Annotated in this window: 12 protein-coding genes; 4 read left to right on the top strand and 8 right to left on the bottom strand. The window is 29.6% G+C overall.

Going from position 1 to position 15,492, the window contains the following annotated elements; all coding sequences use genetic code 11:
- Positions 1-110: 110 nt before the first annotated feature.
- A complete protein-coding gene (locus tag EDD60_RS07670) occupies positions 111-1,463 on the bottom strand; it encodes a glycoside hydrolase family 1 protein (RefSeq protein WP_066445916.1) in 1,353 nt (450 codons plus the stop codon).
- Positions 1,464-1,625: 162 nt separating this feature from the next.
- Here EDD60_RS07670 and EDD60_RS07665 point away from each other — a divergent pair, with 162 nt between their 5' ends.
- The gene (locus EDD60_RS07665) at positions 1,626-2,615 is read left to right on the top strand and encodes a LacI family DNA-binding transcriptional regulator (protein WP_066445919.1); all 990 of its coding nucleotides are present in this window, start codon (positions 1,626-1,628) and stop codon (positions 2,613-2,615) included.
- Between the two features lie 70 nt (positions 2,616-2,685).
- Here EDD60_RS07665 and EDD60_RS07660 read toward each other — a convergent pair whose 3' ends face one another.
- Genes EDD60_RS07660 through EDD60_RS07650 form a run of 3 tightly spaced genes read right to left on the bottom strand, consistent with a single transcriptional unit; the run spans position 2,686 to position 5,285 of the window.
- Complete coding sequence (locus EDD60_RS07660) at positions 2,686-3,303, bottom strand: hypothetical protein (protein WP_066445922.1); 618 nt, start codon at positions 3,301-3,303, stop codon at positions 2,686-2,688.
- A gap of 4 nt (positions 3,304-3,307) precedes the next feature.
- Complete coding sequence (locus EDD60_RS07655; protein WP_132226351.1) at positions 3,308-3,535, bottom strand: hypothetical protein; 228 nt, start codon at positions 3,533-3,535, stop codon at positions 3,308-3,310.
- A 4-nt stretch (positions 3,536-3,539) separates the two neighbouring features.
- Entirely contained in the window at positions 3,540-5,285 is a 1,746-nt protein-coding gene (locus EDD60_RS07650; RefSeq protein WP_066445926.1) for a M3 family oligoendopeptidase, read from the bottom strand.
- Between the two features lie 139 nt (positions 5,286-5,424).
- Here EDD60_RS07650 and EDD60_RS07645 point away from each other — a divergent pair, with 139 nt between their 5' ends.
- Complete coding sequence (locus EDD60_RS07645; protein WP_066445928.1) at positions 5,425-6,411, top strand: GGDEF domain-containing protein; 987 nt, start codon at positions 5,425-5,427, stop codon at positions 6,409-6,411.
- 4 nt (positions 6,412-6,415) lie between these two features.
- Here the strand turns inward: EDD60_RS07645 and EDD60_RS07640 are convergent, their stop codons facing one another.
- The 3 genes from EDD60_RS07640 to EDD60_RS07630 form a co-directional block, all read right to left on the bottom strand.
- Complete coding sequence (locus EDD60_RS07640; RefSeq protein ID WP_066445932.1) at positions 6,416-9,091, bottom strand: diguanylate cyclase domain-containing protein; 2,676 nt, start codon at positions 9,089-9,091, stop codon at positions 6,416-6,418.
- An 18-nt stretch (positions 9,092-9,109) separates the two neighbouring features.
- Positions 9,110-10,768 carry a bifunctional diguanylate cyclase/phosphodiesterase gene (locus EDD60_RS07635; RefSeq protein ID WP_066445934.1) on the bottom strand — a complete coding sequence of 553 codons (1,659 nt, stop codon included), beginning with the start codon at positions 10,766-10,768 and terminating at the stop codon, positions 9,110-9,112.
- A 122-nt stretch (positions 10,769-10,890) separates the two neighbouring features.
- Positions 10,891-11,793: a helix-turn-helix domain-containing protein gene (locus EDD60_RS07630; protein ID WP_066445936.1), complete on the bottom strand. Its 903-nt coding sequence runs from the start codon at positions 11,791-11,793 to the stop codon at positions 10,891-10,893.
- Positions 11,794-11,982: 189 nt separating this feature from the next.
- Here EDD60_RS07630 and EDD60_RS07625 point away from each other — a divergent pair, with 189 nt between their 5' ends.
- On the top strand, positions 11,983-13,737 hold the full coding sequence (locus EDD60_RS07625; RefSeq protein WP_066445938.1) for an aminopeptidase P family protein: 1,755 nt from the start codon (positions 11,983-11,985) through the stop codon (positions 13,735-13,737).
- Positions 13,738-13,764: 27 nt separating this feature from the next.
- Here EDD60_RS07625 and EDD60_RS07620 read toward each other — a convergent pair whose 3' ends face one another.
- Complete coding sequence (locus EDD60_RS07620; RefSeq protein ID WP_243646654.1) at positions 13,765-14,808, bottom strand: FUSC family protein; 1,044 nt, start codon at positions 14,806-14,808, stop codon at positions 13,765-13,767.
- A gap of 143 nt (positions 14,809-14,951) precedes the next feature.
- Between EDD60_RS07620 and EDD60_RS07615 the strand changes: the two genes are divergently transcribed.
- Positions 14,952-15,386 carry a MarR family winged helix-turn-helix transcriptional regulator gene (locus EDD60_RS07615; RefSeq protein ID WP_066445944.1) on the top strand — a complete coding sequence of 145 codons (435 nt, stop codon included), beginning with the start codon at positions 14,952-14,954 and terminating at the stop codon, positions 15,384-15,386.
- Positions 15,387-15,492 lie beyond the last annotated feature (106 nt).

Raw genomic sequence — 15,492 nt, 5'->3', positions numbered from 1 at the left:
ATATCTGTATTCTAGCATGTCATTAATAAGAGTCAACGAGTTATTTGCATTTGCATCTTGTTTCCGTATATACAGATAGATAACGACGATTTTATAGAAATATGTAATATTTAGTCACCTAAATCCTCTCCATGACTCTTGATAACCTTTTGATACCAATAAAAACTATCTTTTTTAATACGGCGATAATTATCATTCTTATCAACATAAACAAAGCCATAACGTTTCTCAAAACCATCTCTTGTTGAATATAAATCAATTGCAGACCAAGTTAAAAAACCAATGACTTCAACACCTTCATCAATAGATTTTTTCATCCATTGAATATGATTTCTTAAAAAATCAATACGATATTGATCATGAACCTTCCCATTTTCTAAAATATCTTGATACCCTAAACCATTTTCTAAAATTAAAATAGGTAACTGATAACGATGATAATAATCATCTAATAAATGTTTTAATCCATAAGGTTCAATATTCCATTTCCACTTTGTTTGTTTAACATATGGATTAGGATCTTTAATACAATTTCTTAAATTGCCTTGATAAACCTGATGATCCACTGGAATCGAAAAATAATACGTTAAAGATTGAAAATCTGGTTCACTATGTTTAATAATTTCCATATCTCCATCTTGAATCACTTCATCAAAATGAGCACCTAAAAAACCATCAAGATATCGCTTTGTATAAATTCCGCGATAATAAACATCACTATTTCCATAACCAATTTTATAAGCCAAATCATCAGCTAATTGGACATCTACTGGATTGCATGTTTTAGGATAAAAACAAGCATTACCAATATTTGCACCTACTTGTGCCTTTGGATCTATCCGATGAATCAAACGTGTCGCTAGGGCATAAGCTAGATTAAAATGATGAACAATTTGAAATGTTTCAGTTATGTTTTTATCGACATAACCAGTCATGTACTGAGAATCAAAACTTGCATGATTTTGTTCGTTAAAAGGTACCCAATATTGAACACGTCCTTTAAACGCTGAAACAACCGTTTCAACATAATGCAAATAATCATCAATACATTGTCGATTAATCCATCCTTGATATTTTTCAATTAAATGATAAGGTAAATCATAAGCATAAAGAGTAACGACAGGGATAATATGATATCGTTCTAATTCATCTAAGACAGCACGATAAAAATTTAAACCCTCCTGATTTATTTCACCATCACCATGAGGAAAAATACGGCTCCATGCAATTGTAAAACGATAAATCTGAAAACCCATTTCACCATAATAAGCTATATCCTCTTTATAACGATGAAAATGATCACTAGCTTTTTTAAAGCCTTCAAAATCACCATTTATTAAACTTGGTATATATCTTTTATCAGCAATACTTAAACCTTTTCCACCCTCGTTATAACCACCTTCAAACTGTTGTGCATTCGTTGATGATCCCCATAAGAAACCATCTGGAAATCTTTCATTCACAATTTTCTCCTCCATAATTTTCTATGACCATTGACGTCTCTAGTCACTTAAAATTATTATAAGTTTTATAAAAATAGTCAATTTTTTAGGTACAATCTGCCTTATTTTGCAAAATTATGTTATACTATTTGCGCAAATTATTTTCTCAAAGGAGACAATATTATGAAAATTACATTAAAACAAATTGCAAAAGATTGTGATGTATCCGTGACTACAGTTTCTCGTGTCTTGAATCATACTGGCAGAATATCAACAAAAACAAGGCAAAAAATATTAGCTTATGTTGAAAAACAGGAAACAATTTTATATACTCAAAATTTTTCTAGGAAAACAATTGGTCTGATTACTCCTAATATTCGTAATGAATATTATTCAGCTATGATTAGTGCTATTGAAGATTATTTTTTTAAAAGAAATTATTCTGTGATTCTCCATATTACATCTAAAAGCAAACAAAAAACAATAGAGGCTTTTGATGATTTGGTTTATCGGCATGTGGCTGGAATTATTTATATTGGTGGTCCACAAAAATATTATTATGCTGATGATTTGAATCAGATTTCTTTAGTATGTATTGAACATAATCCTTTAATTGATCAAGCTTGTGATAGTTTAATTACTATTGATCATGATGCTGGGGGTTATTTAGCAACGCAGGAGCTCATTAAAAGAGGTTGTCAAAGAATATTATTTTTGGCTAATGAAGGCATGTTGTTGGAAAAACAAGGACGTTTTTCTGGTTACATAAGAGCTTTAGAAGATGCTCACTTAGAATATCAAAAAGAGCTTGTTTTTGTTTCACCAAGCTTCAAATTTGGGATTATGGAAGCTAAAAATGCAATTCATTACCTATCAACAAAATCAATTGAATTTGATGGTGTCTTTGCTACGACGGATTGGCGTGGTTACGGTGTAATTGCTGCCTTGAATGAATTACACGTTGACATTCCTCATCAAGTTCAAGTCATTGGTTATGATAATATCTCGATTTCTAAATATTCTCTCCCTTCCCTTTCAACTATTCAAGTTGATTATGAAATGATTGCTTCATTAGCTAGTCAACATCTTGATGCTTTAATGAATCATCAAGCCATAGATTCTCCTATGACAGTTGTCCCTTTACACTTTATCAAACGAAACAGTACAAAATAAAAACAGCTAGATATAAAATGAACCTCCATTATTTGGGTGTCCAAATAACGGGGTTCACTTCAATATTTTTCTAACTGTTTTTATTTAATCGATGTATTTTTCTTTCCAAAGCAACAAAGAAATGCTCATCTTCACTTTGATCAAAACGAATCAGATAGAGACTTAAAACCAAACCACCAATCACCGCCACTAACATATCCGTAATTGTATCATGAACGCCTGTTACATTTCTAATAGCATCATATTGAAAGAAAACTAACAAAGCATATTCATAAAATTCCCAAAACAATGCAATCATTGCATTAACAGCATTAACAAACAACAACATAAGGCCTTTTCTTTTATCGTCTCTAAAATAATGTTTATAGAAAATATAAACCAATTCACTAATCACAACTCCACTTGCACAATGGGTAAACTTATCATAATAAGGTGTTGAATAACCACCTAAACAACTTCCCCATAAGCTGGCAAAATAAACAAAGATAATATTAATAATATAAAACTCGATTGGTACTTTCACTTTCATTATTTTCATAACAATAGGCACAATAAAAGGTGTTAAACAAGCCACAAATGTCATTTGAAAATACTTGCCATGATAATTCACAATAAAGGCATAGATAAGCGTCATTACATAAATCACGATGCATAAATAGAAAAACCAATTTAGTTTTTTATTTTTCACAATTTCACCTTCCTGAATACCTTCTTGAATGATTAAGTCGTTCTTCTATCTTTAAAACACTCCATCTTGTTAATGGTAAAACAATAACAACATAGAAAATACATAGTAAAAATAAACTTAAAACTTCATACTTTGATCTAAAGAAATAATCTCCAATTGGCTGCATGATAAACTTAAAATAAACAAAACTTAAAATAAGCCATACAACAACATACTTCACATATTTTTTCATAGTCTTACCTCACTTCATTTAATAATTGTTCAAATAAATCAATATCTTCCTGAATCATATCAATAGAATTTTGCCAAAAATCTGCAGATGTTAAATCAATTCCAACACTTTGTCCAACTTCTTCAATTGACATCTTACCAGTTAAAGATAAGAAATTTTCATAAGTTTTACTAAAGGCTGCTCCTTCTTTTTGATAAAGACCATACAATCCCTTAGCTAACAATAACCCAAATGCATATGGAAAATTATAAAATGCATAATCTGCTTCATAATAATGTGGTTTCCATGTCCACATATAAGGATGAAGATATTGAGGATCCAATCCTTTTCCATATGCCTCTTTTTGTGCCTCTAACATTAATTGTTTTATTTCCTCAACACTTAAAGGTCCTTCTTCACGTTTTTTAAAGAAACGACTTTCAAACAAGAAACGTGAATAAATATCGACAATCACTTGTGCACAATCACAAAGTTCATTTTCTAAAATCATAAGTTTTTCTGTTGGTGAAGCATTTTTTAAAGCTGCTTTTTTAACAATTGTTTCACAAAATGTAGAAGCTGTTTCAGCAATTGGCATTGGATAATCTGCATTTAATGCCGTCTGACTATTTAAACACTCACCATGAAATCCATGTCCTAATTCATGTGCCATTGTTATTACATCACCAAATTCATTTCCATAATTTAATAAGAAACGACTTTCTTTTAAACAATGAAGATTATGACAGAAGGCTCCTCCTACTTTACCAGCTCTAGGATCAACATCAATCCAACTATTTTCCATAGCCTTTTTTGCATAGTCTCCTAAATGTTGAGAAAAAGTTGAAAATTGTTTCACAACAAATTCACACCCAACTTCATAAGGATAAGATGTTTGACTTTCAACCACAGGAGCATATAATTCATACCAAGGTAATCCATTATCATATCCTAAACGTTTAGCCTTTAATTGAAAATACTTTTCAAACATCCCCAATGCCTTTTGCATTGTTAAAAGTAAAACATTCAAAGTCTTTTGAGACATTCTTGAATCAATCAATGTTCTTTGTAAAACTGAAGAATAACCTCTTAACTGAGTAACCGTTAAAGCTTCTCCCTTAATAGCATTTAAAGCACTTGCAATACCTTGTTCAACATCATAATAAGCATTAACCTCAGCAAGATATGCTTTTTTTCTCGTTTCTTGATCTTTAGAATAAGCCATATTTAAAACTTCTGTTAATGGATAAGCTGTTCCATCAATCGTTACTTTTAAAGAAGATATTAATTGATCTTTATATTTTAACCAGGCAGAAGATCCATTTGTTTTCATTTGAGCTAAAACTGATTCACTTTGTTCATCTAATAAATATTGATTATTCTGTTGAATTTCTTTTAAGATAAACAAATGTTCCTGAATATAAGCATCCTTTACATTTGTAAGGTCGAAAGCCCCTAACCATTTTTGAATTTTAGCTTGAGTATCAGCAAATGTTGCTAGTAAGGTTTCAAGTGATGCTGAATACTTTAATGCTTCTTGACAAGTTGTATTAGCACTGATCGTTAATTCTATATAAGCTGATAACTTTTCTACAAGATCATTCAATTCATTTTCTTTTATTAAATAATCTTTTAAGTTTTCTTCTGTTTTATCCATAAGAGGATATTTTTTCATATCCTCTAGTATTGTCTTTACTGCTTTTATATCATCTAAAAAAGACTGATCATTAAATGATTGATATAATTCCTTTAAACTCCATTTTCTATCCATGATAACCACCTCTAAAAACTATTATACTATATAATGGATATATTTTACACCTAATAGATAAGAAAGACAAACTTTAAGACGGGTTTTATTTGCGAACAATCTTCAACAATGTTATGATAGCTCTAAGGAGAAATGATTTATGAATACAGATGATTTTATAAAACAATCAATACAATTAGCAAAGAATTTTTGTCATTTATATATGTATATGAAAACTCCCGAAGATGTTGAAAAGATTAGTCTTTTATTAGGTGAGCAACTATCTGTAATCGGGACAGGTAAACATGAAATATATCATCATAAAAAGGATTTTGTTGATGGGTTATATTTAAGTTTATTAGAAGTTCAAGATATTGAATTTGAACTGCTTAATGAGGAATATTATGGAACACCCTTAACTGATTCTCTTTGTGTTATTTATGGGAAAGTTTGGATAAAAGAAGTTAATGATAAAAATAAAGCTTTGATTGTTGATATGGATACCCGTTTTTCAATTGTCTGTCAATATCAAGATTTAGATATTCAAATTATTCATCTCCATCATTCAATGCCTTATCTTGAACAAAGTGAAGATGAGCATTACCCAAAAACACTTTTACAAAAAGCTAATCAAGCTGTAGAATACTCACAATATCTTGAAAAAATAATTGAATTAGATTCTTTAACCGGACTTTATAATCGTATTGCGATTGAAAATAAGATTGATACTTTTTTAATGAATCATGATAAAGGTTATGCTTTTATGGTTATTGATGTTGATAATTTTAAAAAGTTGAATGATACTTATGGTCATCTGTATGGAGATATGATTTTAATTGAAATTGCTAATCTACTGAAAGACTTATTTCAAGAAAAAGCTTATATTGGTAGAGCTGGTGGTGATGAGTTTATTATCTTCTTCCATCAATATCTTTCTTTCCAAGATACTGCTCATGAAGCTTATCGTATTATAAAGGGCTGTGAAGATTTATCATCTAAACACAATAACAATATCAGTTGTTCAATAGGTATTAGTTTTTCATCAATAGAAAGCACATTTTCTAAATTATATGCTGCGGCTGATTCTGCTTTATATCAAAGCAAAAATGCTGGTAAAGCTCAATTTACATTTAAAAAGGGAGTATGAATTTTCATATCTCCCTTTGTTTATATTGTGTAATATCATGACAACAAAGCATAACTGCCTTTTGACCATTCCAGCTCACATATGTAGTATTAACATCAAGCCACATATTCAAAACATCATTATATATGTCTTGTTGAATACTCTTGACTTCTTCATTTAGTTTTTTAAGTGGACAATTTTCACAAATTCCATCCTTTTTCATAAACACTTCATAACAATGCCTTCCTATCATAAACTTTGGAGAAATTTGATTGGCCTTATGATTTACAAAACAAATTTTATAATCAAATGGATTAATCACATAAATCAAAGCATTCTGATTATCCAATAATTCTCTTAATCCTACAGACTCTTGTTGATATGATAATTCAGCTCGACTCTTTAATAAGAATACACTCAATATTTCTGAAATAAAAACCAAAGCATCAATTTGATTTTGTGTCCAATAACGATTCTTACGACATTCATCAAATCCAACATATCCTTTAAAATATCCATTATCCATAATTGCACATTGCAACAAAGACTTAATTCCTTGTTTTTCTAGAATCATACGTATTTTTTTTGGTAAAAAAGATATATCAGAACAATAGAAAATACCTTCTTCATTAAATTGATCTAAATAGTGATTTCCTAAATCTCTTTCATAAGAAACATTTGTTAATTTATCTATTTGTGGTTCTATATTTTTATTACACCATTCATATGTATTACTACAATAACGTCCATCTTCACTATTTTCAAAGATATAAACACGACTAACATCAAATTGTAAACCAACAATCTCTAAAATAGAAGCAATTGCTAATTGAATATTTTCCGATTGATAAAGCATTCTAAAAACATATTCAGCCAATTGTCCCGTCAACAAATGACTATTCTTATCAGAATCAATTGTTTCATTAATAACTGAACGAACAGGTACACTATTCATTAAATAAGCACTTATATTCTTTTCATCATAAATCACACATTGATTCTTGCCATCACTTTTAGCTTGGTATAAAGCTTGATCAGCCTTTTGGAAAAGACATGTAAAGTCACGTCCATCAATTGGCGCAATCGATATCCCAATACTACAAGAAATTTGTACTTCATGTTCATGGCTCACTTGTAAATGATGTGTTTCATCAATCATTCTTCTTGCAATATTTTTAATACTCTCAATATCTCTAACATTAATCAAAAAGACAATAAATTCATCGCCACCAATTCTTCCAATAATATCTCTATGATGGAAAATCTTTTTCATTCTTCTTGCAATATCACTCAAAACTGCATCACCAAATAAATGACCCAAACCATCATTGACTTCCTTAAAATTATCAATATCAATAATCATCATTGCACACAATTCATTTTGCCATTGATGAGCCAAATAATCTTTAATCGTATTTTGTGAAGTGATTTTATTAAAAATACCTGTTAATGCATCTTGTTGAGCTTGACTAATTAAATATTGAGAACGTCTTTTTTCTTGATCTATATCGATAAAAATTCCAATGGCTTTCATTGGTTTCTTATCTGGACTTAACTGAATGGTTAAGCGCAAACGCCACCATTGATAATGTTGATGAGAATTACTTAATCGAAATTCTTCTTCCATATAAGTATACCCAGATTTAATTTTTAATAGAATTTCTTTCCATTTTATAATATCTTCAGGATGAAATATATCATTCGTTTGATGAGTTAAAAATTCTTTAATATGTCCTTTAGGTATTCTTTTCCCCATAAGTTTTTCTAAATTCTGTGAATAATGTAACTGATTATTGACAATATCCCATTCAAAAACAATATCATTTGTTTGATCAATAATAATTTTAAAACGTTCTAAAGCAAGTTTTAATTCTTCTCTTGCACTTTTTTCATTAGTTATATCAATCATAATACAATAGAAAGATGGTCCTTCTTCTTCATGACCTTCAATCAATTGTCCCTTATCTAACACCCATACAGAATGACCATCTTTATGCACAATACGGTATTCTATTTGTTTGGTTTTTCCTAGTTTCATTTGACGATTAACTTCATCTCTTGTAGCAATACGATCTTGAGGATCAATCATTTCCCAAAAGCTATTATGGAACTTGTCGTTTATTTCTTCCTTGGTATAACCTACCATTGATAAAAATCCATCACTCATATATAAAATTGTAAGTTCTTCATTAAATAAACACTTAAAAATACCTCCAGGTACATTATTTGTTAATAGTTCTAATCGTGTATTCGCATTTTTTAAATTCTTTTCATCTTCAATTTGTTGAACAATCCGATGAATAAATTCCTTTTCACTACGATACAAAGAAACATAAACTTCACTTAATAAATATTCTTCATCTTCTTGTACTAATAATAAACTTCCATATAAAGAAAGTGGATGTTGAATATTTTGATATGAGAGTAAAACATCTACTTTATAAAACAAAAGAATATGCTTATCATCTTTTCTTATTGCATCAAAATATGATTGTTTGATTTCAAAATGATAATCAATATCCTCAACCAATCCACCCAACATATTTTGAACTTCTTGTTTTCCTCTTAATATTTTTTGACATTGAATACTACTGACTCTTACATCTGGATGTAATAAAGAAAGTACTGTTTTTATATCTCTATCTTGATAATATGATTTTATAAATTGTTGTGCAAAAGCTAATATTTTCTTATCAATCATGACGTTATCCTCTCTTTCCTACTGCATAAAATAACGTTCTTCAAATTCTTTTGCACATATTGGTTTACCAAATAAGAATCCCTGGATATAATCAGGTAACGCTTTTTTTACAATCTCAAATTCTTCCAGTGTTTCAACGCCTTCAACACAAACCTTTAAATCAATAATATGAGCAAGCTTAACAATATACTCTAAAAATGTATATTCATAACTTCCTTCCTTTATTCCCCTAATAAAGCTACGATCAATCTTAATAACATTTGCTGGTAATTCTTTTAAATGACTTAAAGATGAATATCCTGTTCCAAAATCATCAATCGCAATACCATACCCCATTTCTTGAATGCCTTTAAATTCCTGATTTAAAAACTGTAGATTAGGCACCCAGCAATTCTCTGTTAATTCTAGAATAAAGTTTTTTAAAGTTAACTCATGATGATTATTCCTCAAATATTCTAATAAAGCATTTTCTTTTAATTGTATATAAGATACATTAATACTCATCATAAAATCCGGATTATATTCCTGCCATTTTTTACATTGCGTTACCGCTTGTTCAAAGACCCATTTTCCTACCTGAATAATCAAATGACTTTCTTCTAATAATGGAATAAATTCAATAGGTGAAACCTCACCATGTTGAGAAGAATGCCATCTTAAAAGTGCTTCAGCCCCAACCACTGCTTTTGTCTTGGTATCAATTTGTGGTTGATAATATAATTCAAACTCGTCACATCCACGACTTACACAAGCATGTAAACTTTCTTGTAGTTCAATAAGTTTTATTTTTTCATGATACATTTCTTTAGAAAAGAAAACCAATTGATTCTTTCCATTAAGCTTTGCAACTTCAACAGCACTTTCTGCATGTCTTAATAACTTTTGATAATTGTTGCTGTCTTTTGGAAAAAAACACGCTCCAGCTGACATAGAAACATAAATCTGCTGTCCCTCCATAACAAACTGATTACCAATATACATTTGAATATTCTCATAAATCATTGTCACAATTTCTTTTGTTCCTTTAGGAATCAATAAAGCAAAAACATCACCATCCAAACGATACATTTGACAACCCACTGGTAAAAGTGTCGTTAACTCCCTCGCAATAAAATTCAAAGTTCTATCACCAAAAGCATAACTATATTTTTCATTAATATTTTTAAAATTATCAACATCTAAAACAACAACAATTCCTTCCATTGTTGTTTGTTTTAACAGATGCTTTAAATCTTTTTCAAATTGTTGTCGATTCATCAATCCTGTCACATTATCAAACTTATTTTGTTTACCAATATTAGAAATACGTCCTACCATCAACTGTGGTAAACCATTCTCATCCCTTTTAACCTTACCTCGGCAAGAAACCCAAATCACTTCTCCCTTTTTATTATAAATACGATACTCCATATCATGATAGTCTTTCTTTCCATCATGTATAAGCTGCATATCATCCAACCAGGCTTCTTGATCTTCTTCTATCATTGCATTCGACCAAACTGAAATGACATTTGTTTCAATTTGACGACTAATTTGAAGCTCATCAAAAGAATTATCCGACATATGAAAAAGTCCATTTTGGATATCCCAAACATAAAGATAATCTTCTGTACTTTCTGATAATAAGTCAAAAAAAACATCAACTGATAAGTCCAAATTATGAATAGCACTCGCCATGACACTCCACCCCATTCTCTATAATTTAATTATAGACCTATTTACAAACGAATACTATAAAACCCGTACTTACAAAAAAAACTCTTATTTTAAAAATAAGAGTTTCTATCAACACTTTTTCATTATTTCATACGCATTTTATCTAACGCAGTTGTGATAATGGCAGTAATCGGAAAAATAATCCATCCTGGATGCCATAAATTCTTTGTAAATCCTAAAATTAAATAAATCATGACTGCTAAAGGCATCGTTACACCAAACAAACTATTTTCTTCACGCTTTGCTTCTTTAATATAATCTTCATTGTGAACTAAAAACTCATACATACTCTTTTTAATCCCTTGATAAATAAAAAGAAATACAGCAATTGAAACACATATCATTAATTGAGCAGCCAAAATTTCCTCATTTAATAAATGTCCGGAAAACAAAGCAATAAATGCAACTGAAAAAATAATTAAACAGACTCCAAAAGCAATCGATAATCCAAAACTTGATTGAAAAGTATGATTCTTATCAGTTATATCATGTAGATCTTGATGACTCATACGAATTTGCTTTTTCTCTAACTCATGATATGTCTCACTAGTAATCCCAGTATAAATCAATCCAAACACACTTAATGCAGCAATAGCCAAAAGAAGAAAAATTCCCAGTGTTTCATATGCACTATCTGCTAAAAGAATAGCGGGAACAATCCCTAAAATAATTGCTGAAACACATATTCCAATTCGTAAAGCAAAACGTTTTTTAAAAGTCATATACTCTTGTATTTTTTCATTGTTCATAAAATATAATGAATCATTATCTTCTTCATGAACTGACTCATAGTGATCTTTAATCAAATAATCAATTGATACATGAAACATCTCACTTAATAATATTAATTTATCCATTTCTGGATATCCCGCACCACTCTCCCATTTGCTTACAGCTTGTCTGGAAACATTTAACTCTAATGCTAAAGCTTCCTGCGATAATCCTCGCGCTTTTCGTAACTCTTGTAATTTCATTCCAAAATCCATATATCCTCACCTCGTCGTTATCATACCCTAATCTTGTTATTTTCACTACCAACATTCTCTTGCTTTTTGTCAACGTAAAGTTGCAACTGCCTTTTTTTAATATTGCAACTTCATTTTAACACATTTTATTATTCAAAAGCGTAAAAATGTGGTAAAGTATTAATAGTTAGAGAATCGAGGGTGATATAAATGATAAAAGAATTTCAAGAATTATTAAAAGAAAAACAAATTGATTATTATATTGTTCCAACTGATGATGATCATCAATCTGAAACAGTTGGTGAACATTTCCAATCTCGTGCTTATTTAAGTGGATTTACTGGTAGTGCTGGAACATTATTAGTAACTTTAGATAGTGCTTATTTATGGACAGATGGAAGATATTTTATTCAAGCTGCTAAACAATTAGAAGAAGGCATTACTTTAATGAAAATGGCACAAAAAGGGGTTCCTACTTTATTAGAATTTTTAGCTGAACATGTAAAAAACGATGATGTGATTGGGTTTGATGGACAAACTATGACATGTCAATTTGTTTTAGACTTAGAAGAAAAATTAGATGTTGATTATAAGATTGCTAATGTGGATTTAATGAAAGAGTTTTGGCCTGATAGACCAGCTATGTCTTGTCAAAAGGCTTATATTTATGATGCGAAATATCATGGATTATCTGCTCATGAAAAGATTGAAATTATTCAAGAGTATATGAAAGAAAATGATTGTCAATCACATATCGTTTCTACACTTGATGATATTGCTTGGATTTTTAATATTCGTGGTAGTGATATACCTCAATCACCTACAGTGATGGCTTTTGCTTTAATTACTTTAGATCAATCTTATTTATATTTACAAAATGGTACTTATGATTTAGATATGGTAAAAGCTTATCAAAAGGAAAATATTTTAATTAAAGGATATCATCAAATCTATGATGATGTTGCTCATCTTAAAGGACGTGTTTTATTAAATACAAACAGTATCAATTATCAATTATTTAGTCAAATAGAGTGTGATATTGTTGATGGCTTAAATCCATCACAAGCATTTAAAGCAATTAAAAATGATGTTGAAATTAAAAATACAAAAAATGCTCATATCAAAGATGGTGTAGCTATAACTAAATTCATGTATTGGTTAAAAACCAATTATGGTAAAGTTCCAATGGATGAAATCAGTATATCTGATAAAGTGGCTAGCTTTAGACAAGAACAAGACTTATTTACTGATTTAAGTTTTACGACAATTTGTGGATGGAATGAAAATGCTGCATTAATGCATTATCATGCAACTAAAGAAGATCATGCAACGGTTGAAGGAAATGGTTTCTTATTAATTGATAGTGGTGGTCAATATTTAGATGGAACGACTGATATTACAAGAACTTTTGCTTTAGGTGAGTTAACGCCTATTCAAAAGAAACATTTTACAATGGTATTACAAGGTATGTTAGCTTTACAAAATGCACACTTCTTATATGGAGCAACAGGATTAAGTTTAGATATCCTTGCAAGAACACCAATGTGGCAAGAAGATATTGATTATCAATGTGGAACTGGACATGGTGTTGGTCATTTCTTAAATGTTCATGAAGGACCTCATAGCATTCGTCCTCGTCCACGCCTTCAAGAAGAAGAATGTAAATTAGAAGCTGGTATGATTGTAACTGATGAACCAGGTATTTATTTAGAAGGTCAATATGGTATTCGTATTGAAAATGAATTATTATGTGTTGATGGAGTTGAAAATGAATATGGACAATTTATGCATTTTGATGTATTAACTTATGTTCCAATTGATTTAGACGCTATTGATGAAAACTTATTGACTTATAAAGAAAAGAAATGGTTAAATGATTATCATCAAGCTGTTTATGAAAATATTTCACCTTATTTAACAGATGAAGAAAAGGCTTGGTTAAAAGAATATACTAAAGCTATTTAAAAAGTAGTCATGAAATGACCTTTAAAGTTATTTCATGGCTACTTCTTTTTTTGTTTCCATATTTAAAAAGAACTGATCAATTTGATTCTTTAATAAATCCATTGATTTTATATGAAGTTTTCTTATTAATTTTGTCATCAAATAAATCATCAAGACAATCAAGATTCCCGCTGTTAAACAAAGAATACGTGTTTCAATAGCTGTCATTGTATCCAAAATAACAAGTGATGCATTAAGAGCACTCACTGCATTAATAACTTGTTTATACTTATAATCAGGTAAAAAGAATCCCACATACCCAAGTAACATTACAACCCAAATGGCATATTTTTGAGGAATCAACACTTGAAAAAATATAAAAAACAAAACGACTCCAATTAAAGTTCCAATAAAACGATGTTTAATTCTTTCTAAAGTTTCACTAAATTCAAGCTGTGTTAAAGACATCACAACAATACTTATCCATAATGGTTTTCTTAATTGCAGCAAGCTTCCAATTAACATGGCTAAAGCTATTCCAAATGACATTCTTAATAAATAACTACGATTCTTTTGACATCTTAAAATTTGTTCTTTAAAACCAATATCTCCTCCATAATGATGTGAATGCCAACGCCATAAAACACATCCTCCAACGAATAGTCCACCTATAACACAAGCCATCATACGCATTGGGAATTGTTCCCATTTGACAACTGTTGATTGTGCAAAGACAAAACATAATAAAAAAGAAATATTAGGTTTACTATGAAGTGGTTCATTACTTAAAAGAATAATTAAACTTACAAATAAAAAATTACCAATAAAAGCTAACCAGGGATTGATAAGTGTTACTTGACCAATCAAGCCACTTCCACCATAAAGTAAGACTATAATTAAAAACATTGTCATTGGTTTTAAATCTAAATTACACATAGGAAGCATTGTAAAACCAACTCCAATTGCTACTCCAACTAAGGTATTTTCCATACCAAAGATCATTTGAAACACAAAAACAAAACCAACATTAACCAAAAAGCGAAAAGCATTTTGTAATATTTGAAAACCTAAACTATTTTTATCTATTTCCATCATAACCACACCTTTCATTCTTGCATTTTATCCAATTATCATTTATGATAATTATATAGTATACTTTTATAGATAGTAAACTTTTATTTACTATTATAGACACATTATCATGAATGTCAATAGGCATTCTAAGGAGGAAAAAAATGAAAAAAACTTTATATCAAAATATCATCCATATTTTGCCTCATTGGCACTATAAAATTGAAAGAAGCATTAAACAAAAACAAAAAAATAAAAACATCAGTTATGAAACATATTTTTGTTTATTAATTTTAAAAAAAGGTGGTTTAGTCAAGATGAGTGAAATTGCTAGAGACTTACGTTTAAGTAAACAACAGGCCACACAAATGATTGATAAGCTTTATCAACATGGAATGATTGACCGTCAAGATGATCCGCAAGATCGTCGTAGTATTCTCATTGGAATTAATGATAAAGGAAAACAATTTCTCATCGATAACCCTTTAGATACTTCCCCTTTGCAAGAACAAATTCAAACTCATTTAACAGCTGATGAACAAGCAGAATTCAATCAAGCCATTGAAACTTTACTTAGGCTCTTTAGAAAATGGGATTAATCTTTGCATAAATTCGTTGATAAACCAAGTATATTTTGTAAATAGATATTTTAATTCAAACTAATATAAATCGTTTAATTGTGGATTGTTTGAAAAAATTGACTCC

The organism is Longibaculum muris (assembly GCF_004343035.1).
Lineage (GTDB): Bacteria > Bacillota_I > Bacilli_A > Erysipelotrichales > Coprobacillaceae > Longibaculum > Longibaculum muris.
Note: the sequence above shows the minus strand (reverse complement) of the source record. Positions and strands in the feature narration are given on the sequence as shown.